This is a genomic window from Sorangium sp. So ce185, assembly GCF_051526825.1.
Lineage (GTDB): Bacteria > Myxococcota_A > Polyangia > Polyangiales > Polyangiaceae > Sorangium > Sorangium cellulosum_D.
Genome location: NZ_CP150316.1, coordinates 11,187,733 through 11,212,395 on the forward strand (window position 1 = coordinate 11,187,733; position 24,663 = coordinate 11,212,395).

17 protein-coding genes are annotated in these 24,663 nt (G+C 73.2%); 8 read left to right on the forward strand and 9 right to left on the reverse strand.

All coding sequences use genetic code 11. The annotated features are described in order from the left end of the window. Positions 1–101: 101 nt before the first annotated feature. The 5 genes from WMF26_RS41175 (at position 102) to WMF26_RS41195 (ending at position 6,897) form a co-directional block, all read left to right on the forward strand. Entirely contained in the window at positions 102–314 is a 213-nt protein-coding gene (locus WMF26_RS41175; protein ID WP_437997210.1) for a microviridin/marinostatin family tricyclic proteinase inhibitor, read from the forward strand. Positions 315–589: 275 nt separating this feature from the next. Beyond that, a complete protein-coding gene (locus WMF26_RS41180; protein ID WP_061624684.1) occupies positions 590–817 on the forward strand; it encodes a microviridin/marinostatin family tricyclic proteinase inhibitor in 228 nt (75 codons plus the stop codon). 13 nt (positions 818–830) lie between these two features. Beyond that, the gene (locus tag WMF26_RS41185; protein WP_437997211.1) at positions 831–1,850 is read left to right on the forward strand and encodes an MvdC family ATP-grasp ribosomal peptide maturase; all 1,020 of its coding nucleotides are present in this window, start codon (positions 831–833) and stop codon (positions 1,848–1,850) included. Then, positions 1,847–2,881: an MvdC/MvdD family ATP grasp protein gene (locus WMF26_RS41190; protein WP_437997212.1), complete on the forward strand. Its 1,035-nt coding sequence runs from the start codon at positions 1,847–1,849 to the stop codon at positions 2,879–2,881. Before WMF26_RS41185 ends, WMF26_RS41190 begins: the two co-directional genes overlap by 4 nt. A 164-nt stretch (positions 2,882–3,045) precedes the next feature. Beyond that, the gene (locus WMF26_RS41195; RefSeq protein ID WP_437997213.1) at positions 3,046–6,897 is read left to right on the forward strand and encodes an AAA family ATPase; all 3,852 of its coding nucleotides are present in this window, start codon (positions 3,046–3,048) and stop codon (positions 6,895–6,897) included. Between the two features lie 349 nt (positions 6,898–7,246). Here WMF26_RS41195 and WMF26_RS41200 read toward each other — a convergent pair whose 3' ends face one another. From WMF26_RS41200 to WMF26_RS41230, 7 genes are all read right to left on the reverse strand, one after another. Then, a complete protein-coding gene (locus tag WMF26_RS41200; RefSeq protein ID WP_437997214.1) occupies positions 7,247–7,636 on the reverse strand; it encodes a YidH family protein in 390 nt (129 codons plus the stop codon). Positions 7,637–7,698: 62 nt separating this feature from the next. After that, positions 7,699–8,079: a dihydroneopterin aldolase gene (locus WMF26_RS41205; protein WP_437333604.1), complete on the reverse strand. Its 381-nt coding sequence runs from the start codon at positions 8,077–8,079 to the stop codon at positions 7,699–7,701. 128 nt (positions 8,080–8,207) lie between these two features. Beyond that, entirely contained in the window at positions 8,208–8,516 is a 309-nt protein-coding gene (locus WMF26_RS41210; protein WP_020740254.1) for a hypothetical protein, read from the reverse strand. Positions 8,517–8,722: 206 nt separating this feature from the next. Continuing rightward, on the reverse strand, positions 8,723–9,463 hold the full coding sequence (locus WMF26_RS41215; protein ID WP_061628538.1) for a Crp/Fnr family transcriptional regulator: 741 nt from the start codon (positions 9,461–9,463) through the stop codon (positions 8,723–8,725). A 92-nt stretch (positions 9,464–9,555) separates the two neighbouring features. Next, positions 9,556–13,575 carry a hypothetical protein gene (locus WMF26_RS41220; protein WP_437997215.1) on the reverse strand — a complete coding sequence of 1,340 codons (4,020 nt, stop codon included), beginning with the start codon at positions 13,573–13,575 and terminating at the stop codon, positions 9,556–9,558. A gap of 89 nt (positions 13,576–13,664) precedes the next feature. Continuing rightward, a complete protein-coding gene (locus tag WMF26_RS41225; protein WP_437997216.1) occupies positions 13,665–16,028 on the reverse strand; it encodes a hypothetical protein in 2,364 nt (787 codons plus the stop codon). A gap of 431 nt (positions 16,029–16,459) precedes the next feature. Beyond that, positions 16,460–17,587, reverse strand: coding sequence for a vWA domain-containing protein (locus WMF26_RS41230; protein ID WP_437997217.1), 1,128 nt, complete (start codon positions 17,585–17,587; stop codon positions 16,460–16,462). Positions 17,588–17,889: 302 nt separating this feature from the next. On the opposite strand from WMF26_RS41230, the gene WMF26_RS41235 reads away from it, so the two are divergent. Further along, positions 17,890–19,665, forward strand: coding sequence for a PE-PGRS family protein (locus WMF26_RS41235; protein WP_437997218.1), 1,776 nt, complete (start codon positions 17,890–17,892; stop codon positions 19,663–19,665). 23 nt (positions 19,666–19,688) lie between these two features. On the opposite strand, the gene WMF26_RS41240 is transcribed toward WMF26_RS41235, so the two are convergent. After that, positions 19,689–21,215 (reverse strand): hypothetical protein, encoded by a 1,527-nt coding sequence (locus WMF26_RS41240; protein WP_437997219.1) that lies wholly within the window; start codon positions 21,213–21,215, stop codon positions 19,689–19,691. Between the two features lie 690 nt (positions 21,216–21,905). On the opposite strand from WMF26_RS41240, the gene WMF26_RS41245 reads away from it, so the two are divergent. After that, positions 21,906–22,400 carry a hypothetical protein gene (locus WMF26_RS41245; protein ID WP_437997220.1) on the forward strand — a complete coding sequence of 165 codons (495 nt, stop codon included), beginning with the start codon at positions 21,906–21,908 and terminating at the stop codon, positions 22,398–22,400. A gap of 99 nt (positions 22,401–22,499) precedes the next feature. Here the strand turns inward: WMF26_RS41245 and WMF26_RS41250 are convergent, their stop codons facing one another. Further along, positions 22,500–23,210, reverse strand: coding sequence for a helix-turn-helix domain-containing protein (locus tag WMF26_RS41250; protein WP_437951601.1), 711 nt, complete (start codon positions 23,208–23,210; stop codon positions 22,500–22,502). 340 nt (positions 23,211–23,550) lie between these two features. Between WMF26_RS41250 and WMF26_RS41255 the strand changes: the two genes are divergently transcribed. Beyond that, positions 23,551–24,600, forward strand: coding sequence for a serine/threonine-protein kinase (locus WMF26_RS41255; RefSeq protein WP_437997221.1), 1,050 nt, complete (start codon positions 23,551–23,553; stop codon positions 24,598–24,600). Positions 24,601–24,663: the final 63 nt, after the last annotated feature.

Here is a 24,663-nt window from a genome sequence, read left to right on the forward strand (position 1 = left end):
GATGAGCATAGCAAAACTTAACGTGCGCAGCGGGTCGGCCCAATCCATCCTGCCCACGGCGGCTCCGCCGCATGGTAGTACATCCACTCTGGAGGTTTCCCATGGCTGATATCGATCGCGATCCCGAGCAGACCGAGCAGGTGCCCTTCTTCGCTCGCTTCCTGGAAGATCAGAAGCGCGTCCGCACCGGCGTCAAAGCCGGCGGGTGTGTCACGACGATGAAGTACCCCTCGGACGGTGAGGATGTTGGCGGCGGCGAGGCCGTCACCCTCAAATTCCCCTCCGACAACGACGAAGATCTGGGCGTGAAGTGATCCGCGCGCCGCGCGGCGCAGATCACGCGATCGAGGCGCCGCGCGGCCAGGCTCGCCGACACGCGCCCAGGCTCGCCGACACGCAACCCAGCGCAACGAACTTTAACAATATTCAACACAGCCGAGCACCCCGCGACTGAAAGACGACCGCAGCAGCGGAATCGGTCGCAGCCACCGTGTTCAGGGTGCCCGCGGGCTTGCCTACCCGCCTGGTTGCTCGTTTAATTAGCTCTCTTATCCTCGACGGCGCCGCCGTCCCAATCTGGAGGTATCCCATGGCTGATGTCGATCTCCGTGAGCCCGAGCAGCAGGAGCAGGAGGCCGCCGAGGCGGTGCCCTTCTTCGCCCGTTTCCTGGAGGACCAGAAGCGCGTCCGGACCGGCGTCAAGGCCGGCGGGGGCGCCGTGACGAAGAAGTTCCCCTCGGACAGCGATGACGATCCGCCCATCTACACCACGCTGAAGTACCCGTCGGACGGCGAAGACTCCGGCTCCGGGGTATGAGCCGCCCGGGCCCGTGCGAGAGAGGCAACCCGACGTGACGACCGCGGGCGACAACGTCCTCCTGGTCTCGCATTCACAGGACGACTTCGGGATCGAGCGCGTGGCGGAGGCGCTGCGACGGCGCGGCGCCCGCCCCGTTCGCCTGAACGTCGACCGGTTTCCTCGCGACATCGCCCTCTCGACGGCGCTCGGGGCCGGCGGCGTGCGCCGCCGCCTGGAGGGCGCCGGGGCCGCGCTCGGCGGGGACGAGATCTCCGCCGTCTGGCTCCGGCGCGTCTGGGCGCCGAACCTCGGCGAGGGCGTCCCGGAGGCGTACCGCGCCGCCTGCGTGCGCGAGTCGATGGCGGCGCTGGCCGGCTGGCTGCGCGGGCTCCCCGCGCGGCGGTGGATCAACGAGCCGGCGGCCGAGGAGCGCGCCCAGGACAAGCTGCGCCAGCTCGCGGTGGCCGCGTCGGTCGGCCTGCGCATCCCCGAGACGCTGGTGACGAACGACGCGGCCGAGGCCCGCGCCTTCTTCGCGCGCCTCGGCGGGAACGTGGTCGCCAAGATGCTCACGCCCTTCTCGACGAGCCTCTCGGGCAACACTCCCTTCGTCTTCACGCACGCCGTCACGGCGGCCGACCTCGACGCCCTCTCCGGCCTGCGCCAGAGCCCGATGGTCTTCCAGGAGCGCATCCCCAAGGCGCGCGAGCTGCGCGTCGCCTGCGTCGGCGGCCGGTGCTTCCCCGGCGCGCTCGACGCCTCCCGCTACGAGTCGATCGCCGTCGACTGGCGCCACCCGGACGTCAGCGCCGCCGGCATCGCGTGGGAGCAGGACGCGCTCCCGCGCGACGTCGAAGCGCAGCTCGGCGCGCTCCTCCGCGCCCTCGGGCTCGCCTTCGGGGCCGTCGACCTCATCCGGACGCCCGAGGGAGAGCACGTCTTTCTCGAGATCAACCCCGCCGGCGAGTGGGGCATGCTGGAGCGGGACCTCGGCCTGCCGATCGCCGACGCGCTGGCCGAGGCGCTGCTCGCTCCGACGGAGAACCCGTGACCGTCCTCATCATCACGCACAGCGAAGACAACGAGTGCATCGCCCGCGTCGCCGCCGCGATCGAGCGGCTGGGGGGCCGGGCCTTCCGCTTCAACACCGACCTCTTCCCCGGCGGGGCGCATCTCGCGCTCGCCTCGGGGCCCGGGGTGCGCCGCTCCACGCTGCGCACGCTGGGCGCTGGCGGTGGCGAGCTCGATCTCGGCGACGTGACCGCCATCTGGTACCGCCGGGTCGCGTTCGGCCGCGGGCTGCCCGCGTCGATGGACCCGCAGCTGCGGAGCGCGTCGGTCGAGGAGGCGAAGCGGACCGTGGAGGGCCTGCTGGCGGCGCTCCGCGTCCCGCAGGTCGACCCGCTGCCGGCGGTGCGCTTCGCGTCGAACAAGCAGGTGCAGCTCGACATCGCCCGCGAGGTCGGCCTCGACACGCCGCGCACGCTCACCACCAACGACGAAGATGCAGCGCGGGCCTTCGCCGCGACCTGCCCGGGCGGGGTGATCGCCAAGATGCTCTCGTCGTTCGCCGTCTACCGCGGCGGCGAGGAGCACGTGGTCTTCACGAACGCCCTCCGGGACGAGGATCTCGCGGACATGCGGGGGCTCTCGCTCTGCCCGATGACCTTCCAGGAGAGGATCCCGAAGGCGCGCGAGCTGCGGGTGACGGTCGTGGGCGAGCGCGTGTTCGCGGCCTCGATCGATCCGGAGGCGGCTCCCGGCGCCGAGGTCGACTGGCGGCGGCAGGGGCTCGAGCTCATCGACGCGTGGCGCAAGGACGCGCTCCCGCCCGACGTCGAGACCGCGGTGCTCCGGCTGATGGATCAGCTCGGCCTCAACTACGGCGCCCTCGACATCCTCCGCACGCCGGACGGCCGGCACGTCTTTCTCGAGGTCAACCCCGTCGGCGAGTTCTTCTGGCTGGAGCGGAGCCCCGGGCTGCCGATCAGCGAAGCGCTCGCCGAGGTGCTGCTCGGCAAGGCGCCGCGCCGCGGCTCGTGGAGCGCCTTCCTGCACGCCCCCGTGACGCAGCCCCGCTGAGCCGGACGGATAGCGTAAAGCGCCGCCCGCCCGCCACCTCCAGCAGAACCCGCCCGCCCTCCGGCGGACCGAGCACGCGCGCCGCGAGGAGCGGCCTTGACATCGCGCGGAGGTTTCGCACTTGCTATCCGTTCAGGGGAGGGCACCCCCTGGCCGGCGACCTCGTGAAGATCCTAGAGCTCCACCTCCTCGCGTTCGGCCCCTTCACGGATCTCCGGCTCGATTTCTCCTCGCCGTCGCCGGGCCTGCACGTCATCTACGGCCCCAACGAGGCCGGCAAGAGCACCGCGCTCCGGGCGATCCGCGGCCTGCTCTACGGCATCCCGCACATCACGCCCGACGCCCACCTGCACCACAACACCGATCTGCGCGTCGGCGGGCGGCTCGCGGGCAGGGGGGACGCGGCGCTCGCGTTCGTCCGCCGCAAGGGGCGCGTGAAGACGCTCCGCGACCCGGACGACAACCCCCTCGAGGACGCGGTGCTCGCGCCGCTGCTCGGCGGCGTCACGGAGGAGCTCTTCCGCACCTCCTTCGGGCTGGATCACGACACGCTCCGGCAGGGCGCCGAGGCGCTGCTCCAGGGCAAGGGCGACGTCGGCCAGAGCCTGTTCGGCGCGGGGCTCGGCGGGCCGGGGCTGCAGCAGCTGCTCGGCACGCTGCGCCAGGAGGCGGACGAGATCTTCACGCCCCAGGCGAGGACCCGCCCGCTCAACGAGGCGATCAAGGCGTTCGAGGAGGCGCGGGGCCGCGCCAAGGCCGCCGCGCGGCCGCCCGCGGACTGGACGCGCAAGCGGCAGGAGATCGACGAGGCCAAGGCCGAGCAGGAGCGCGTCGACGCGGAGCTCCGCGCGCTCCGGGCGACCGACAAGCGGCTGCGGCGCGCGCTCCGGGTGCTCCCGCTGCTCGAGGCGCGGCGCGCGATCCTCGGCCGGCGCGCCGCCCTCGGCGACGTCGTCCTCCTGCCGGAGGGCGCGCAGCGGGATCGCGAGGACGCGCAGGAGCGCGCCGCCGACGCGGCCGAGCAGGCGGCGCGGCTCCGCGCCGACATCGAGGAGCTCGAGGCCCGCCACGCCGCGCTGCACGTCCCCGCGTCGCTCGCCGAGCTCGATCCGGGCGCGATCGACGGCCTCGTGACCCGGCTCGGGAGCCACCGCAAGGCCGCCGTCGACCTGCCGCGGGTCCGCGCGGAGCTCCACGGCATCGAGGAGGAGGCGCGCGCGATCCTCCGCAGGCTCGGGCGGGACGCCTCGCTCGTCGGCGGCGCGGAGGCCGAGCGGCTCGAGGCGATGCGCGTCGACGTCGCCACCGAGGCGCGCATCAAGAAGCTCGCCCGCGAGCGCGGCGCGGTCGAGGCCAAGCCGCGCGAGGTGGAGCGGCTGCTCGCGGCGAACCGCGCGCGGCGCGACGCGTGCGCGCGCCGGCTCGCCGAGCTGCCGCCGAGCGAGGACCCCGCCCCGCTCCGGGGCGCGCTCTCGCGCGCGCAGAAGCAGGGCGACCTCGAGCACCGCCGCCGCGAGGCCGCCGCCGCGGCGGCGCAGCTCGCGCGCGAGGCCGACGCGCAGCGCGCCCGGCTCGGGCTCGGCGCGCCGGCGCAGCGGGCGCGCCTCGACGTCGACAGCGCGCCGGCGCGCCTCGACGACGACGGCGCGGCCGGCGACGCCGCCGCTCCGGCGAGGCGGCCGCTCTCCGCCGCCGAGGCAAGCGCCCTGCCCGTCCCGCTCCCCGAGACGGTCGACCAGGCCGCGGCGCAGTGGGGCGCCATCGCGCGCGAGCGGGAGCGGCTCGCCGAACGCGCGGCCGAGGTCGAGGCGCGCCTGCGCGAGAGCGCGCGCGAGATCGACGCCCTCCAGCGCGCCGGCGCGGTGCCCACGGAGGCCGACCTCGCCGAGGCGCGCGAGCGCCGCGACGCCGCCTTCAAGGCGCTGCTGCGCGCGCTCCAGGCCAAGGGGAGCGCCCGCGCGGCGGCGGCGATCCACACCGCCACGCTCTTCGACCTCGGCGCGGACGTGGCCGCCTCGCCCGGGGCGGGGCGCAGGCCGGCGCTCGGCGCGTCGGGCGAGGCGGCCGCGCGCGGCAAGGCCGACGACTACGCCGAGCTGGTCCGCGTCGCGGACGCCCTGGCCGATCGGCTGCGCCGCGAGGCCGACCGCGTCGCCCGCCTGGCGCGGCTGCTCGCGGACAAGGCGCGGGCCGAGGCGGATCAGGCGCAGCTCGTCGCGGAGCGCGCCGCGCTGACGCGCCGCGCGGAGGAGGCCGAGGCCGCGTGGGTCGAGCTGTGGCGGCCGGCGGGCGTCGCGCCGCGCTCGCCCGAGGAGATGCGCGGCTGGCTCGGCCGCCACGCGGGCCTGACCGCCACGGTCGACCGGCTGCGCGCCGCGGAGGCGGAGGCCGAGGCGCTGCGGGCGCGGATGCAGGCCCACGCGGCCGAGCTCCACGCGGCGATCCAGGGCGCCCGCGCCGCGTCGGGCGGCGCGCGCGGGGACGCTGGCGGCGCGGGCGCCGGGCCGCTGGAGGACGCGGCCGCGCGCCTCCCGGCGCTCGTCGAGGCGGCGGAGCAGGAGCTCGCGGCCATCGAGGGCGCAGCACGCGAGCGCCGCGAGCTCGCGCGGGAGCGCAAGGAGCTCGAGCGCGAGCTCGAGGACCTCGAGCGGGAGCGGGCGGAGCACGCGCGCGCGCTCGAGGCGTGGCGGGCCGGCTGGGCGGAGAGCGTGCGGGCGCTCGGCCTGCCCGGCGACGCGTCCGCGGACGAGGCCACGGCGATCCTCGACGAGCTCGGCGCGCTGTTCCGCAAGGTGGACAGCGCGGCCCACGAGCGCCGCCGGGTGCTCGGGATGGAGCGCGACGCCCTGGCGTTCGCGGCCGACGTGGCCGCGCTCGCGGCCCGGCACGCGCCGGATCTGGCCGAGCTGCCGGCGGATCAGGCCGCCGATCAGCTGATCAAGCGCCACCACAAGGCGCGCGCCGACCTCCGCGAGCGCGGGGAGATCGAAGTGCGTATGGCCGAGAAGCGCCGCGAGCGGGACCAGCAGGAGGCGCGGCGCGCGGCCGCCGAGGCGCGCCTCGCGAAGCTGTTCGAGGCGGCGGGCGTCGCGCGCACGGGCGACGTCGCCGGCGACCTCGCGGCGCTGTCGCTTTCGGAGGAGCGCTCGCGCGAGGCGCGCCGGCTCGACCGCGAGCTCGTCGAGAACGAGGGCAAGCTCCTCGAGGCGGGCGAGGGCGCGGGCGTCGCGGCGCTGGAGCAGGAGACCGCGGGGGCGGAGCGGGACGCGCTCGCGCTCGAGCTCGACCGCGCGGAGCAGCGGCTCGCGGCGCTGGAGGACGAGCGGCGCCGGATCGATCGGGCGCTCGGGAGCCTGGAGCAGGAGCGCGAGCACCTCAGGGCGACGGTGGGCGCCGCGGAGGCCGCCGTGGAGGCGCAGATCTGCCTGTCGCACCTGCGCGGCGAGGTGCGCCGCTACGTGCGGGCGCGCCTCGCCGCGGTGCTGCTCGATCGGGAGATCGAGCGCTACCGGGAGCGCAACCAGGGGCCGATCCTGGCGCGCGCGAGCGCGCTCTTCCATCGCCTGACGCTGGGCGCCTTCGCCGGCCTCCGGGTGGGTTACGACGAGAGCGAGCAGGCGATCCTCCGCTGCGTCCGCGCGGCGCCGTCTGTCGCCGCCGCTCCCGCCGGCGGGGCGGCGCCGGCGTCGGCGGACGCGGCGGCGGAGCCCGCGAAGGCGCCGGTGCAGCGCGAGGTGGACGTGACCGGCCTGAGCGACGGCACGCGCGACCAGCTTTACCTCGCGCTGCGCCTCGCGAGCCTGGAGCACCACGCGCGGACGGGCGAGCCGATGCCGCTCATCCTGGACGACCTCCTGATCCATTTCGACGACGACCGCGCCCGGGCGGCCCTCGCGGTGCTCGGCGAGCTGACGGCGACGACGCAGGTGCTGTTCTTCACGCACCACGCGCGTCTCTGCGAGCTCGCGCGGGAGGCGGTGCCGGCCGACGTGCTGCGCGAGCACCGGCTGCGCTGAAGGCCGGCGCCCTGCGCCGGGCTGCGGTGGCCGCGCAGGACCAGCGTTGAGACGCAAGGACGCCAGAGGCAGGGCGCCTCACGGCCGAGGCGGTCCTGGAGACCGAGAGTTCAACGCCAAGGCGCAAAGGCGCCAAGGCGCAAAAAGGCAGAGATAGATTGGGCGAATGCGGCGATCGAAGCGGTCGCACGACATGAGGATCCAACGCAAAGGCGCAAGGGATACAGAGACAAATCGTAGGACATCCAACCCCAAATCTTCTTTCTTTTTTGCGCCTTTGCGTCTTTGCGCCTTGGCGTTAAATTCTCTTCACATCAACTTCTTTTTTTGCGCCTTCGCGTCACCGCCCTCACGACGTGAACAGCCAGACGATGCTCGCCGCGCCGATCAGGAAGATCGCGGCCGTGAAGATCAGGATCGCCGTCCTGTCGGGCCGGTAAGCCCCGCGCTCGATATCGCTGTACGCCCGCAGGTACCGCACCGCGGCCCACGCCATCAGCGCCATCCCGAGCAGGACCATCCCCGCGCCGAGGCCCACCACCTCCCGCAGCATCGACCGCGATCCCACCTGCGTGGCCCCGGGCGCCGCCTCCAGGAAGTACAGGCTGAACCTGTTGAGCGTGATGCCGAAGCTGAGCAGCGCGATCGCCGTGCGCACATAGGCGAGGTGCGTCCGCTCGTTGGCCAGGTGCTCCCGCGCATAGGCCTCCGTCCGCTTCGCGCTCTCCTCACCGGGCATGGCCGACCGCCCTCCTCACCGCGCCGGCGCGACAGCCGCTCACCCGCCCGACGCGCCCGCGCTCACCCGCCCTTGCGCCCCGAGAGCTCGACCGACGCCGAGTCCACCGACACCGACGTCGGGGGGCCGAACTTCTTCACCTGAACGGTGACCCCGAGGGCCGGCGTGTCGTCGAGCACGCGCTCGATGATCCGCTGGGCGAGCGTCTCGAGCAGCTTGTACGAGGCGCTCGTGCCCGCCTCGACGACCAGGCTCGCCAGCCTGTCGTAATCGAACACCCGCGCCCGCGCGTCGGCACGGGGCAACAAGGCGACCGGGAGCTCCACCTCCAGGCACACCACGAAATCCTGGGGCAAGTCGCGCTCGGCGCGGGACACGCCGTGCTTGGCGCGAAAGCGGATGCCGTCGAGGCGGATCCGGTACGTCTGGATCGCAGACTCCATCCGCGCCCCCCTAGCACGCCTTCCGGCCGGCTTCCGCCGAAGGTTGCGCGGCCGCAGGCTCGCCCGCCCGCGGAGGCCCCCCGGGCGCGCTCCGACCGGGCGCGCGGCGCGCGGCGCCGCGCGCCCGGTCAGAGAGGCCGCTTGAAGCACACGGCGTCGATCTTCGCGGCGAGCTCGCTGCGCAGGAACTGCACCGGCTCCCAGCCCTCCTGCCCGAACCGCTTGAGGACCGGGTTCCACCCGGACGCGCTCGTCACCTCGAGGAGCTGGGCGTCGCTGACCTGCGCCGTCTCGGCGTCCACGCACCGCACCTCCCACCGGGGCGGATCGCTCCCCGCGTGCACCGGCGGCACCAGGAAGCGCGGCGCCACGTACGACGCGGAGCAACCGAAGAGAAACGCGACGGCGATGGCTGTTCCGGAGCTGAGCTTCGGCATGAGCAATCCTTTCCTGCGAGGTCGACTCGCGAAGGCGTATCGGCGCTTCGTGCGCCACGTCAACAGGGAACGGCGCGCGCGAGGGCGCGAGCGGCCGCGCGCCAGCGCGCATGTCCAGCGCGACATGGCCGAGGATCTCGCCGCTCGCGCCACCTCCGACGCCATCCGCGCATAGCGGCGCCGCGCGCCGGCGCGATCCGCGTCCACTACCGCTTCCGGGCGAGCGCCTCGCGATCCTTCACGATCAGCCGCCGCCCGGCCACGTCGAGCACCCCCTCCTTCCGCAGCGCGCCCAGCGTCAGCGTCACCGTCTCCCGCGTCGAGCCGATCACCTGCGCGATCTCGGCGTGCGTGATCGGCGCCGAGATCAGCGTCCCCCGCGGCGTCGGCACGCCCCAGCGCTCCGCCGCGTGCAGGAGGAACTCGGCCAGCCTCCCGCCCACGTTCTTGAACAGCATCGACTCGATCCGGTCCTCGGTCTCGCGCTGCCGCGCGACGAGGAGCGCGAACACCGCCCCCCCGAACCCCGGGTGCTGGGCGCAGAGCTCGCGGATGAGCGCGAGCGGCACGCGGACCACCTCGGCCTCGTCCATCGCGACCGCGCGCTCCGTCCGCGTCTCCAGCCCGCCGAGGCACGACTCGCCGAGCACGTCGCCCGTGCCGCGGTAGCTGAGCGGGAACGCGGCGCCCGCGTCGTTGATGCGCTCGACGCGCGCCCGGCCCCGGCCGAGCACCACGAGCGTGTCCGCAGGGGCGCCCTGCTCGAAGATCGCCGCGTCGGACGCCACCACCTCGAGCACCGCGGCGTCGGTGACCGCGTCGCGCACCGCGCGGTCGACCTGCGCGAAGAGCGAGGAGAGCCGGAAAGCGCGCGCCACCCGCGCCTTCACGGGATCGGTCGGCGGGCGCCCGGTATCCGGCGCGTACTGGGAATCCAGATCGCTCACGGGTAGAGCAAAAGCGTAATCCATACTGCGTAGGTTGGCACACAGGAATCCCCGGGACCGGGGCGCTCGAGGGGGACGCGCGGGCGCCGGGATCAGCGTCCGTCGCGGTCGAGCAGCACGACGATGTCCCGGTCGAGCGCGCCGTCCGCCGCGCGGGCGAACTGCTGAAACCGCGGGTAAGCGTCCGGTTGCACGCGGCCCGCGGGCAGCTCCAGGAAGCGATCGAGGAACAGCGCGCCGCCGTCGAGGCGATCGTTCACCCGCACGGTGCGCCCGTCATTGTCCGCCGCAAACGGAGCGAGCCGCGTGGCCACGCGCGCGCCCGGGGGGAGCTTGACGCGGAGCCGCACCTCCGAGCGGGTCGCGATCTGCTCGGACAGGTAGAGCGGCGTCTCCCGGACCGGCAGGCTGGCGAGGCTGGCCACGCGCACGCCGAAGGGCGGCGAGAGCACGAGCTCCGGGCCCTGCGCGCGCGCGAAGCTCGCGGCCGAGATCTTCATCTTCAGGGTGAGCGGCCGGTCGATCTCGGTCAGCTCCTTCACCTGGATCTCCTGGAGCCGCGCCCCCGGCACCATCTGCGGCAGCAGCCGCGACTCGACCGCGTCCCGGAGCTGCGCGTCGGGGAGCGACTCCAGCGCCGAGCGCAGCGCGATCGCGAGCTTGCCCTCGTAGCGCTGTTCGATCGACAGCGACGCCGAGCCGTCCCGGGCCACCTCGGCGACGCCCTCGGTGACCACGCCGTCGTGCGCGCCGGACGAGGGCGTCACCTCGCGCGGCGCCCCGGGCCGCAGCACGATCGCCGGCTGCCCGCGGAGGGAGCTCGGCAGGTAGCCGTACGGCGCGAACTTGTCGCGCACGAACATCCAGCGGGCCGCGCTCGCGCCGGGCTTCTCGCCGGTGTCGACGCGCACCGCGAGCGCGCTCCACGTCTCGGCCTCGCTCATGGGGCCGCGCGGCGGCGGCGCGAGCCGGTCGCTCACGACGCCGTAGCCGGCGTCGATCCCGACCAGGCGGCACAGGTAGAGGAACGCCTCGGTCCGGTTGCCGCTCTTGCCGATGACCACGCGGCGGCCGTCGTTCTCGCGCCCCGCCTCCACGTTGGCGAGCACCCACCGGTAGATGCGGCGCGCCTGCTCGTCCTTCGACGGCGCCGCCCCGGCCTCGCCCCCCGCCGCGCCGCCGCCACCGGCGGCCTTCCCCGCCCCGCCGCCCGCGGCCGCGCCGGAGGCCCCCGGCGCGATCGGCGTCCGCGCGATCGCCCGCGCGATGCGCACGAGCCGCGGATCGCGCGGCGTCTCGTCGGCGGCCGCGTCGACCATGCGCGCGATCGTGTCCGCCAGGGTGATGCCCCAGCCGACGCGGACGTTCGGCAGGAACTCCGCCATCGGCGCGCTCGCCGGCTCCTCCGGGAGCGCGGGGCTCTTGTCGACGCGGTAGCGGCGGGTGACGAGCGCGCCGGACTCGACGATCTCCGGGGCGGGCACCGGGCCGGAGACCTCCACGTCGAGGGGCCGGCTCTTCGGCGACACGATGATGAACTCGCTCCGCCAGTACGGGACCTTCTCCTCGCGGAAGAACCAGCGCGGGCCCTGGAACGTGAGGCCCCCCTGGCCGTCGCCGCGCAGGACGAACAGGTTCTCCACCTCGATGTAATCGCCGACCTCGAGGTGCGGCATGGTCACGGTCGGCTTGTCCTCGATGAACTCCGGCTCGTGGATCGACCCGTCGCGCTTGACCGTGCGCAGCTTGAGCACGAGCCCGTCGGGCACGCGCTGCTCGGCGTGCTCCTGGATGGCCTCGCGCGACTGGATCCGGATGATCTCGTGCTGGAGCATCCGCGCCGAGCCGTCCTCGTGGATCCACAGGGCCGCGTAGTCGAGCACGCGCGCCGCCGTGCCCGGCATGACCTCGCCCGAGGCCTCGTGCTCGGCGATCACCCGCTTCCCGTCGAGCCGGTAGGGGCTGAGCTCGGTCGTGCCGTCGAGCAGCTCGATCGCGTCGCGCAGGCTCGAGGTGTCCGAGCCCGTCCGGATCGCCTCGATGAGCGCCTTCTGGAGCGCGTCGCGCTCCCCCCGGGCGAAGCGCGCGTCGGCGAGCGCGAGGCGCGCGTCCGCGTCGTCCGGCGACCTCGCGAGCGCGCGCTCGAGCTGCTCGAACGACTCGGCGCGCTTGCCGGCGCGGGTCAGGAGGTCGGCGATGCGCAGCGCGATGTCCTTGCGGTCCCGCCGGACGGCGCCGAGGCGCTGGAGCTCCCGGATGGCCGCCGCGTAGTCGCGCCGATCGATCGCCCGCTCCAGCTCGATCTCCGCGTCGGGGTCGAGCCCCCGGATGCGGGCGGCGAGCTCGTCCGCCTGCGCGACGTGCCCGTCGGCGTCGTGGATGCGGAGGAGCGCGCCCAGCACCTCGACGTCGTCCGGGAAGCGCGCGGCGGCCTCCTTCACGGTGCGGACCTGCTCGACGCGCCAGCCGAGCCGCGAGTACATCGCGGCGAGCGTCTTCAGGAGGTCGGGCACCTCGCGGAACTGATCGGCGAGCGCCTCGACGGTGCGGGTCACCTCGGACAGGCCCGCCTTGTCGGCCTCCTCGAGCGCGAGCCAGAAGCGGGGGTACCAGAGCTCCGGGTCCTTCGCCGCGGCGCGGGCGCGCACGTCCTTCACGAGGTCGCGGCCGTCGGACGGCGGGAAGATCGGGTCCTTCTCGAGGAAGACGGCCTGCGTCGCGAGCGCGGGGCCGGTGGCGCGCGCCGGATCGGCCACGAGCGGCTCGATCAGCACCGCGCTCACGTCGTCCTGGCCCTCGAGGTGCGCGATGGTCGCGGCGAGGTAGCGGGAGATCGGGTCGTTCACGTCGCGCTCGGGGCGCGGCGCGCCGCGCAGCCCGAGCGCGCGCGCCACCTTCGGCGCGGGCTGCGGCGGCACCCCGAGCGCGTTGAGGAACGGCTCGATGGGGTTGGGATCCGGCAGGACCTCGGGCGGGAAGAGCGAGTACGGGGGCGTCGGATCGGCGGACGTGGCCACGCCGAGGGGCGTGCCGTCCGGCGCGAGCAGCCGCATGGAGGTCTCGCCGCTCCCGACGCGGGCGAGGATGCGGTGCCGGCCCGGGCCGAGGCGCAGGCGCGCGCCGAACCTCGGCCAGATCCCCCACTGCTTCATGTCGCGCGTCAGCACCTCGACGTCGTCCACGAGGATGGCGAAGGCGCCCTGGACCGCGATGATCAGCTCGCGCTCGGCGGGCAGGTCGACGAAGGTCTCGACGTAGAAGATGCCCCTGGCCCTGCCCTCGCCGCGCGCGTCGGGCGCGACCGCGGAGAGCTGGCAGCCGCGGCGCTCGGCGCCGAGCACGCGCGGCGGGTCGGCGCGGCGGGGATCGCGCGGGAACACGGGCGGCCAGGGGCCGGCGCGCTCCGCCTCGTAGCGCACGCGGTGGTCGCTCTCGGCCAGGTGGCCGAACGGGCCGGCGAAGCGGGCGTTCTCGATGCACCCGTAGCGGCGCGCCGCGACGTCGATGAGCGGCGCGGCGGGCGCGCCGCCGGCGCTGTCCGCGCGCGCCGCGGCGGCCGCCTCCTCGGGCAGCCCCTCGATGCTCCACCACTCGACGAGCTCGGCCCGCGCGCGCCAGCCGAGGTTGCCGGGGCGGTCGATCGCGCGCAGGACGACCTCGCGGGACGTTTTCCAGAGGCCGACGACGCTGGACCGCAACCCGAGCAGGTGATTGGCGGCGAACCAGCCCACGAGGGGGGCGTCGGGGTGCGCGCTCACCCGCGCCGCGTCCACCGCCTCGAGGTAGGCCGCCGCCGCGCGCGCGTTGCGGCCGTGCGCCTCGTCGTCGATCGCGCGCCCCAGCGACGCGAGCATGGACTTCGCCCCGATCCCGTCGAGGCGCTTGCGCGCCGCCTTGACGCCCGCGGGCGTGCCGCCCGGGACGAGGAGCTCCCCGAGCAGCCAGCGGCCGACGACCTCGCCGTCGGTCGAGCGCGCGCCCGCGTCGCGGAGCGAGGCGATGGGGTCTGGCGCGCGGGGCGCGGTGGCCGCGCTGCATGCGCCGAGCGCGAGGGCCAGGGCAGCGGCGCCGGCGAGCCGGAGGAGCGAGGAGAGGGGGCGAGGTGCGCGCATCGGCTCGGTCCTTAGCGCGAGCGACCGCGTGCGCACAGGTACCCCGCGTTCACGCGGGTCGGGTGGGCCGCAGCCCGCGGCGTCCTCGCTCACGCCCCCGCTTCGACAGCGCTGGCGACCTGCTGAAGGAGCACCGCCTGCTCGATCACCTCGGGCGGCACGCCCAGATCCTCGCGCGTGCCGGCCACGTCGTCGCGCGCCCCGGCCACGTCGTCGCGCGCCGCGTTCACATGGTGCGCCGCGCCCGCCTCCTCGCGCGCCGCGCTCGCATCCTCGCGCGCCTCGCCGGCGTCCTCGGGCGCCGCGCTCGCATCCTCGCGCGCCTCGCCGGCGTCCTCGGGCGCCGCGCTCGCGTCCTGGCGCGCCTCGCCCGCCGCGCTCCCGCCCACATCCTGGCGCGCCTCGCCCGCCTCCTCGCGCTCCGCCGTCCGGCGCAGCGCCGCGATCTCCGCCTGCGCGGCGACGAGCGCCTGCTCGAGCGCGTCGTGGAGCGCCTGGGGCGCGCCGGCCGTATCGCGCGCCTCGGACAGCTCGCGCTCGAGCTGCGCGATCTTCCAGCTCGCGGCGCGCAGGTCGGCCTCGCTCGCGGCGGCGCTCCGCGCCAGCGCGTCGAGCTGCTGCCGGAGCGCCTCCACGGCGTCGCCCTGCCCGCCGTTGCCCGGGAGCGCCCCGCCCGGCCCACCGCCCGTGGCCTGGCCCGGCCCGCCGCTCTCGGCCGTGCCCGACGCGAAGGCCGTCCCGAGCTCGTCGACGAGCTCCTTGCCCACGCGCTCGCTCTCGAGCAGCTGCGCCTTGAGCGACGCGATGACGTGGCCCCGGTCGCGGAGCGCCGCCTCGAGGCTCGCGATCTCGGCGGCCGCCGCCTCGCCGGGGTCGCGCTTCTCCAGCTCCGCGGCGCGCTGCTCCAGCGCGACGACGCGCTGCTCGAGCTCGACGATCCGCGCCTCCAGCAACAGCCTGCGCGCGTCGAGGGCGCTCCGCTGCTCCTCCAGCGCGCGGTTCTCCCGCTCGATCCGCTCCACGCGCTCCTTGAGCCGGTCGCGCTCGCGCGCGAGCTCGGCCCGGGCGGCCTCGAGCTCCTCGTGCTTCGCCGCCGCGCGCCGCGCCTCCTCCAGCGCGCGCTCGCTCTCCTGCGCGCGCCTGCGCGCGGCGTCCCGATCCGCCGTGATCTTCGAGAGCTCCCGCCGCGCCCCCGCCGCGGCCGCCTCGAGCTCGTCGACGCGCGCCGAGAGCGCCGGGTCCGGCGCCGCGACGGCGGGCCTCGCCTCGAGCTCGGCGATCCTGGCGCGCGCGGCATCGAGCTCGGCCGTCGCCGCGTCGAGGCGGTCGCGGGCGCCGGCGATCTCCGGCTTGTTGCGGATCATGCCGAGCTCGAGCTCGACCTTGGTCCGCGCCCGCTTCTCGTCGTCGAGCTGCTTGGCGAGCCGGGTCGCGCGGTCGCGCTGGCTGCGGAGCTCCTCCTCCATGTCGCGGATCTGGTGCGCCAGGCGCTCGGCCCGGACGTGGGCGTCGCCCGCCCTCGCCTCGACCTCCCGCAGGCGCGCCCCCCGCGCCTCGAGCTCGGCCTCCGTCTCGGCGAGGCGCGCGGCGGTGGCGACCGCGCTCTCGGCGCGGGCCCCCGCGTCCTCGCGGTCGCGCTGGTGCCGGGTGCGCAGCGCGGCGAGCTCGCCCCCGAGCCGCTCCGCGCGGCCCTCGGCCTCGGTGAGCGCCTCGGCCGACGGGCCGGCGGCCGCGACCGGGAACTCGGCGAACGGCAGCTCGATGACGGCGAACGCGTCGAGCCGCGGCAGGCGCTCGCCGGCCACGGCGATGAACCACTCCGGCTCCTCGGACCCGTCGAGGATCGACGTGTCCACGCTCACCTCGGGCTCGCCCTTCGGCGCGAACTCCGCGACCGTGTAGCCGACGAACGGCGCCTGGCCGACCATCCGCACCTGCTTGAACTGGAGCGCCACAAGGTCGTAGAGCGCGTAGTAGCCGGGGGCCGCGCCGCGCCGCGCGCCCGCGGGGAGCAGGCCCCGGGCGACGTCCGGGTTCGGCGACGCGATGATGGCGGCGCCGCTCGCGGCGGTGAGGCGGCGGGCGCGCCGGAGGATCTCGGCCGGGTCGGCGAAGATCGAGAGGTCGGGGATGACGAGGGTGTCGAAGGCGCCGTCGCGCACGCCGAGGTCGCCGTCGAACACGGCGAAGCTCGGGTGCGGCTGCCGGCCGGGCGCCGTTCGCGCGAGCTTCTCCGCGACGCGCGCGGCGTCCGGATCGTAGGCATGGACGAGGCGCGCGCCGCGCTGGAGCAGCCGGTCGGCGAGGCCGATGGTGGCGTCACCCAGGACCGCGACCCGCCGGCCGCGCACGAGCGGCTCGAGGTATGCGCTCAGCACCAGGGCGGGGTGGAGCGCAGCGGGGGCGGCGTGCCGCGGCGAACCGGCGGCTGCGAGGGAGGACTCCGTCGTCATGGTCCCGTCCTCTTACGGCGCTGGGGGCCGGGAGTCCACAAAGCGCCGTGCAGAGTTGCAACGAGGCGCCTGGCGCCGGCCCCGCGCGCCCCGCCTCGAAGCTCGGCGGCCGTCGCCCATGACGCTGTGCGTCTTGCCCAACCCCGTGTTCCCCAACCCCGTGTTCCCCAACCCCGTTCGTCGCTCCCGGTGTCATCTCCATGACACGCGCGCGTCGCGGCGAGCGCTGCGATACGACACGCGCGCGTCGCGGCAAGCGCTGCGAGGTCCCATTGCATGCGACCGGGCTCGACAATGCCGCTGCACCGGGAGAACCCGGGAAGTCGACTCCTTGGCTCCTCGTCGCCTCGGCGGCTCAACGTTCGTCTTCTCGTGGCGAGCATCTCGTGACGAGCGTCGCTCTGGCGCCGAGCGGGCTCTGCCGAGCGCGGTCAGCGGAGCACGGTCTCACAGCCGAGGAGGATCTGGATCCTCGCGGCGGACGCGTTCCTCGCGGCGTCGCAGGTGTCGGGGCACAGCACGAGCGCCGTGGGCGAGCTCGGGTTGTCGTAGCGCCAGCCTGGACCGTCGCAGCCGGGGCTCTGCGGCAGGATCTCTTGCGGCGCGCCGTCGAGCCCGAACAGGACGTTGACGTCGTTGAACGCGATCTGCCCGCCGGCCACCTCGGACGGGACCTCGTACTCACACGGGAGCGCCTGACCCGTCACCTTCGCGAGCGCGCTCTGGAACTCGACGGCGATGTTCGTCCCCTTGACGAGGACCGCGGTATCGGTGCCGCCTGCCGCGGCGATCTGGTTGGCGATGCTCTGGTCGACGCCCGGCAGCCCGATGACGAAGGTGCGCACCGGCGGTCGATAGCGCGCGCCCGCCGCCGCGAGGGCCGCGAGGGCCGCCGGATCCTCCGGGTTCGCGCCGCCGCACTGGGTCGCGGGCCCCTGCGGCTTCCCGTCGGTGACGAGCAGCACGGCGGAGGCCTCGTCGGGGTGGTTCTGCGCCACCTCGATGCCCTGGAGCAGCGCCCCGCCCAGCGCCGGGTAGATGGGCGTGCTCAGCCCGTTCGGCGACTCGTCCTCGATGGCGTCCACGATCGCGCCCGCGTTGCCCGGGAGCGGGCCGAACGGGACGAGCGGCGTCTTGTAGGCATTTTGGTCACACGCCGGCACGTCGTCCGCGGCGCGCGGGAAGAAGCGCAGCGCCACGCGCACGCCGGCGAACCGCGCGCTGTTGACGAACGCGGTCAGGCCGACCTTCGCGCTATCCCATTTGTCTCCCACCATGGAGGAGGACTTGTCCATCATGATGTAGAGATTGAGGGGGACGGCGATCGCCTCCTCGGTGACGAGCCCGCAGGCGGCGTCCGGGTCGGGGCGGGTATCGATGGGCGCGTCGCCCAACAGCCCTCCATCCGGATCGAGGTCTCCGCCCGAGCCGGCCCCTTCCGACGAGGACGACGCCGCGCCGATCCCCGAATCCGGGGCGCAGGCACCGTGGAGCCCGGCGGCGGCAGCGAGCCCGAGCAGGGAGGCGAGCGAGAGTCGGTGGAGCGGTTCGAGGCGCATGGGCGTGCTGGCGTACGGCAGGGACGGCGCGGAGGCGGCGCAGGGGCGCAGGGGCGCAGGGGCGCAGACCCAGACTACCGGAGTCGGTGACGGGCGCGAGGGGCGAATCGCGGGATCGTGAGCTGGCTCGCGGCGGCGCAGCGCGGCACGGCGGTGTCGGTGCGTGCGGCACGGCGCGATGGGTCCATGGGGCGCATGGGGTGATTACCGCCAGCGTGACAAAGTCTTTCCGAAAAGCGCGCGAAGGTGCAGAATTAAGCATGCGCGTGCGCTCCCTCCTCGGAACGGCTTCTGTGCTTGCGATGCTCTCCGCGCTCGGCTGCGCCGAGAGCAGCTCGATCGACGGTCCCATCGGGCCGGTCTCGGGCACCGGCGGCGGTTCCGGATCGGGCGGAGCGTCGAGCGCGAGCAGCGCAACGACGACGTCATCGAGCAGCAGCGCGGCTGTCACGAGCGGCGCGGGCGGCGACGGCGGCGAGGGCGGCGAGGGCGGCGCGGGCGGGGGCGAAGGCGGCGCGGGCGGGGAGGCGGGCAGCGGAGACGGGGGCGGTGGGGGCGAGGTCACCGACCCTTGCGCGATGGGGTGCCTCCCGGGCACGCACGATATCGACGGCAACCCGCTCACGGGCGAGTGCGGTTGCGAATACGCGTGTACGCCGACCTCGACGACCGAGGATCCTATCGACGATGAGTTCGTCGACGCCAACTGCGATGGCGGCGACGGGCTCGTGGAGCGGTGCGTCTACGTCTCGGCCAGCACCGGGGACGACGCCAACAGCGGGACGCGCACGGCCCCGGTGCAGACGATCGCCACGGCGATCCAGGTGGCGCAGGAGAGCGCGGTGCCTGCGGTCTGTCTCTCCGGCGAGCTGTACGAGGAGGCGGTCACGGTCGTGTCCGGCATCAGCATCTATGGCGGATTCGACCACGACGACCCTGACTTCAAGTTCCGCAGGACCTCCGAGGTGACGACGACGGTGCGCGCGTCAGGCACGGTGTTCCACGCGCCGTCGATCGCGCAGCCGACGCACATCGAGGGCATCACGATCGAGGCGCTGAAGGCGACGACGGCCGGCGCGAGCACCTATGGAGTGCGCCTGGGCGGCGGGCTCGCGCAGCTCTTCGTGCGGTACAACATCATCCGCGTGCAGGACGGCCAGAACGGCGTCGCGGGAACGGACGGGGCGGCGCACACGGCGGGGACGGCTCCAGGGGGGAACGCGGGAGAGGTGGGCTGCAACGACTGCAGCGGCCTTGGGAATGCCGGTCCAGCGCCCGTGTGCGACGAGCCTGGCGGGAGAGGCGGGTATGGCGGACATGGCTCTGCCACCGGAGCGTCGGGCCATCCGGGCAGCCAGGGGGCGGCCGGCGGTGCGGGAGGCCCCTCGCACGACTGCGGGGATCCCAGATATCCAGGACAGAATGGCGCGCCAGGCATGGCCGGGGTACAGGGGACGCCGGGGACCGGGGGAGCGACGCTCGGCACCATCGCCTCGGGCGTCTACCAGCCTGCGAACGGCACCAACGGGTTGCCGGGAGCGAACGGCGGCGGTGGCGGCGGCGCGGGCGGCGGCGGCGGCGGCACGTGCTGGGTAGGCCCCAATGATCGTGGTGGTGGCGGCGGCAGCGGCGGATGCGGTGGACTCGGCGGCCGCGCCGGCCAGGCCGGCCGAGGTGGCGGCGGGAGCTTTGGAATCTTCGCGGCGGCCGGCCAGGTGGTCGTCTCCCGCAACGAGATCACAACCGGAAAGGGCGGCAATGGCGGCCGCGGCGGCAACGGCGGAGCGCGACAGCTCGGGGGGAACGGCGGCCCGGGCGGCCCCGGTCCTGATGACGCCACCAACGGCGGCGTCGGCGGCAGAGGTGGCAATGGGGGCGACGGCGGCCCGGGCGCGGGCGGCGGCGGCGGTCCGAGCGCCTGCCTGGCGCGATCCGGGAGCGTCACCTTCACGTTCCGAGACAACAGCTGCGTGATCGGCACCCCCGGGTTCGGCGGCGCTGGCGGGACGACCCCGAGCGGCGGCGCCGCGGGCGCGGGGCAGGAGGGCACGGGGGCCGCGAACCTGCAGATCAACTGACCAGCTCTACTGAGTTCGAAGAGCTATCTCCCGACCCGCTGAAGGTCGACTTTCGCCACAACAGAGCTGAAGCCGCCGGCAACCGCGGCCTTGATCTCATTGCCAAAATCCAGTACCCCATCGTTGATTCCAACGACTACGAGCGCCTTGGTCGCTGGATCGGTGTCAATGCCGGCGATCCCTTGCCCTGCCGCGGCATCGCCGAAACGCCTGCTCCAGAGATGCTCCCCGCCAGCGCTCAGCTTAGCGATCGTCCAGTCGCGATCCTGCCTCCCGCCGAGCGGCCCGCCCCCAAAGTCGACAGCGCTTGCAATCCCAGCGCCAAGCACGACGTCTCCGGCGGCGTCGGCGGCGACGTGAATCCCGAAAGGCGACATGTAGCGGAAGCCCGCATCGATATGGAACTGAGGCAAATCGTCCCCGAATTTTAGCGACCACAGGTGGGTTCCCGCGGACGACAGCTTCACGAGCAGGAGGTCCGAATCTGCCAGTCCGCTGGTCTGCTGGGCGCCCCTAACCCCGTGCGTGGCTACATCGATCGCTCCTGCGAAAGCCGCAGCCGCAACGACATCCCCTCGCGCATCAACGTCGACATCCTTCAACCAGGCATCACCCTCTCCTTGGATGACAACGGACCAGTCCCTCTTCCCGGTGGGTGAGAGCTTAAGCAGGAAGGAGCCGGCCCCCGATGGGCTCGAGGCGGAGCTCTCGTCGAAGCCAACCTCGGTGAATCCCGTGAAGCGGCCCCCAACGACGATGTTACCGTCGCGATCTACGGCCACCGCCATCGCCTCGATGGTCGTCATCGTGGCTTCAGGTCCTCCCAAATGAAGATTCCATCGCACGTCACCTGTCTCGCCGTCCAATTTCACAATGAAGGCATCCCTCGATGCGGTCGTCAGGGTCGATGAACCTAGGCGCACTTCTCCGTCGAAAAAGCCGACCAGTACCACGTCACCGTCGTGCGTAGCCGATGAATCCATGACAGTGAGGCGCCCCGTCCCCGTGAACAGGTTGTGGCTCCAGATCAGCTCGCTGCTGGACAGAAATCTGGCCACGAAGCACCCATCCTCATCGGCAGTGGGCGCCGTGAGGGTAACACCGGAGCCGAAGTCGATGGCTTCCGCGTATGAGCCCGACAAGACGAGGCTATCGTCAGGCAGCACCGAAAGGCGCGATGCCAATGCACCATCGGAGTCAGCCACCGACAACCCTCGACTGAATACATGGCTGCCGTCCGGCTTCAACTTGGCGAAAAAGAAAGCATTACGCGACGATACCAGCGGCGGGCCGCCGAAATCCGTGGTACCTTGGAAGATCCCTGAGAGGAGGATGTTCCCCTTCGAGTCGACCCGAACGCTCTCGGCAAAGACGAGCTCATGGCTCTCGAAGCTCTTCGCCCAAACGACTCCCGAGCACGAGTCCGCATCACAGTCCTGGAACTCGTCGAGGCTCAGGACCTGAGCGCACGACGCGGTGCCCAGGAGGGCACCCAGGGCGAGCACGCGGGTGGCGTGAACAAGGGGCGGAGAAGACGGAGTGCGGCGCATGGTGATTTATGAGGCCCCAAGTTCCAACGCCCGTCAAGGCTGAAGCAAGACGCACACAAGCCCCGCTGGCTCGCGCCGCAAGGCATCTTCGCGCAGCGTCTCCGCCGAACACCGGGCGGGCTTCTTCCGGTTCCGGCGGGTTCGCGGCGGGTGGACCGGTCGGAGCCGCTCGCGGCAGGCTCAAGCGACTGCCGTCGCTCGCGCGCGCACACCGCGACAGGCGCAGGCGATTCATGCGGCTCGTCGATGGCGCTCACGGTCTCGGAGAACGCGACTGTCGTCGAGAGGGCGCCGTCACGCACCCGAGTGCGCGCAGTGGATGAACCGATGTGGCCGCCGTGTCAGCCGCAGCGACGGGCGAAGCGGAGGTGGGGGGGCACCGGCGCTGGAGCAGGCCGCCCGGCCCAGCTCGCGCCCGCAGGGTCCCGCTCGCCCCGCGTCGGGCCGTCGTGCCCGCCGTACCCTCCCTGTCTGGCCGGGACGCAGCTCGCGAGCGTAGCCCAGGAGGAGCGGCCCGTCGCCATAGCGGACGCTCGTCCGCTCGAAACGCCCGCGCCTCCAAGCCCGTGGAGGCGCCTCCGCTAGACTGGAGCAAAGTGATGGGCGCCGGTGTGAACGCGTTGCTCGCGCACGAAGGCCGGCTAGAACGGCTCCCGGCCGCGACCAGCGCCGAAGACAGGAAGGCCCCCCATGACCACCGCGATGCAGATGCCCATGATGCCGCAGACGATGACCCCGATGATGGCGACGCCGGAGATGGCCGCTGGCGCATCAATGATGCCCAGCATGATGGGCATGGGCATGATGCCCAGCATGATGGGCATGGGCATGCCGATGATGCCCATGATGGGCATGCCGATGATGTCCAATATGATGGGCATGGGCATGGGCATGGGAATGCCGATGATGCCCAGCATGATGGGCATGGGCATGATGCCCAGCATGATGGGCATGGGCATGATGCCCAGCATGATGGGCATGGGCATGCCGATGATGTGCAAGATGTCCTGTGAGATGACGAAGGACGGGATGACCTGCAAGCTGATGCCGGCCGAGGGCATGTCCATGGACATGCTCAAGGAGCGCTGCGAGGCCATGACGCGGATGATGTCGTCCGGGATGCCGATGATGATGATGTGCGGCGGGATGCCCATGATGATGGGCATGTCCGCCATGACCAAGTAGCACCGCCACAAGGCCTTTCTTTCTTGCAGCAAAAAAAAGCGCCGGCGACCGCCGGCGTTTTTTTTGTCCTCCCCTCCACCCCTCGGGGGAGACCCGCCCTCAGGGGGCCGACAGCGAATACGTCATCACCAGGTACATCAGCGAATCGACGTTCGCCGGGTTGCGGTAGACGTGCGGGACGTCCGCCTGAAACACGAGCGCATCGCCGGTCGCGAGCAGGAACCGCTGTCCGTCGACGCTGATCTCGACCGTCCCCTGGTTCACGATGATGTTTTCCATCGTGCCAGGCGGGTGAGGATCGGCATTCTCGATGCCCAGCGCGGCCAGGCGCAGCTCGTAGAACTCGACCGTTCTCGGCGCATCGAACGGGAAGAGCGCGCGCGACGTGAACTTTCCGTCGTGAGAGGTCAGCCGCTTCGCGCGGTCCCCGCGCAGCAGCATCGGCCCGCCGGACGAGCGATTGCTGACGAGCGCCGAGAACGGCACGCCGAGCGCACGGGCGATCTTCCACACGACGTTGATCGTGGGCGCGCTGCGGCCGAGCTCGACCTGTCCCAGCATGGCGCGGCTGACGCCCGAGACCTTCGAGAGCCGCTCCAGAGAGAGCCCGCGCCGCGTGCGGAGCCGCCGGAGGTTCTCCCCGACCACAGCCGTGAGATCCGCCGGCGAGTCGGGGTGGGCGACCTCATACGTCCACGACTCGTCCAGCTCCGGATCGGGCGCGCCGGGCTTGGCCTGCTGCACGTCGAGCGCGACCGGCAACGCGCTGCTCACCGGAGGAAGATCGCTGTTCTGTCGGACGGATCTCATATCGCGATGGGCGCCACTCTACACGGAATCACCAAGCCAGCAACACAGCCAAGTTCGTCACTTCGGCGTAACAACTGTAAGCATCATCAGGTGATTTCCGCGACTCCTAGGATGATGCCTGAGCCCGCACGCAATGTCCCTGTCGCATTTCCCCGACGGCGCGCTCGCCTCAGCAGGCTCGCCCTCCCTCCCCGCGCGCCCTCCCTCCCCGCGCCCGGCCGCCGGCCGGCCTGGGGCCCCATCCAACCGTCCCTACCGCCAGGGCGCCGGAGCGGCTACAACCTGAGCTCGTTCCGCGGGCATGCTGGCGCAGCGCTCTCGGAACAGCGAGGACCTGCCGATGGACCACGACATCGACGACGTCATCGACGGCCGGTACAAGCTGATCGAGGTGGTCGGCCAGGGAGGCCATGGCGTCGTCTACCGCGCCCTGGACCAAGAGACCGGCACGCACGTCGCAGTCAAGTACCTGAGGCCCGAGTTCTCCAGCGATCCCGCCCTGAAAGCCCGCATGCGGCGCGAGGCCAGCGCCATGGGCGCGCTCTCCGGCACCAGCGCGACGCAGGTCTTCGCCTTCAGCGAGGCCCCCGACGGCACGCTCTACATCGTGATGGAGTTCCTGAAGGGCAGCGATCTCGAGACGACGCTGCGCCGGCTCGAGGCGCGCAACCAGCGGCTCCCCCTCGCCCGGCTCCGCGAGCTCTTCCGTCCGATCATCGACACGCTCGACGCCGCGCACGCCCGCGGCATCGTCCACCGCGACCTGAAGCCCGCGAACATCTTCGTCCTCGACATCGACGCAAGCGGCCCGCCTTCTTCACGCTCGCCTCGCCACAAAGGTAATCTAGGACACGCGGCTCATGGCAGCCCCCCGGCCGGCGACCCGATCCGCGCTGCGGGCGACGGCGCCGGCGGCGGCGCGCCGGCCGATCGCGGGGCAGCGAACCGAGGATGCGTGCGTTTGCTTGATTTCGGGCTTGTCAAGGTGATGCAGGCCGACCCCCTCACCCGCGAGGGGGCGATCCCGGGCTCGCCCAGCTACATCGCGCCCGAGGTCTGGAAGGGCCGGCCCCAGGAGATCGACCACCGGATCGACATCTACTCGCTCGGCGCGGTGATCTTCCGCGCGCTCGCGGGCCGCGTGCCCTTCGCCGGGGCGAGCCGGGTCGACATCCTGCTCGCGGCCGCGCGCGGCCCACGTCCCAGCCTGCACGCCTTCCGGCCGGATCTGCCGCCCGAGGTGGACGCCTGGGTGGCCCGGGCGCTCGCCGTCATCCCGGAGGAGCGCTTCCAGGACGTCCGCGCCCTCTGGAGCGCGCTGGAGCCGCTCCTCGACCGCGCCGCTCGGGCCGAGGCCGAGGCGGCCGGCGGCGGCGCGATCCCGCGGTGAGCACGTTCCCTACCCGTGCGCCTTGCGACGCAGGAAGCGGCGCTGGTAGCGTGTTCCAGACCA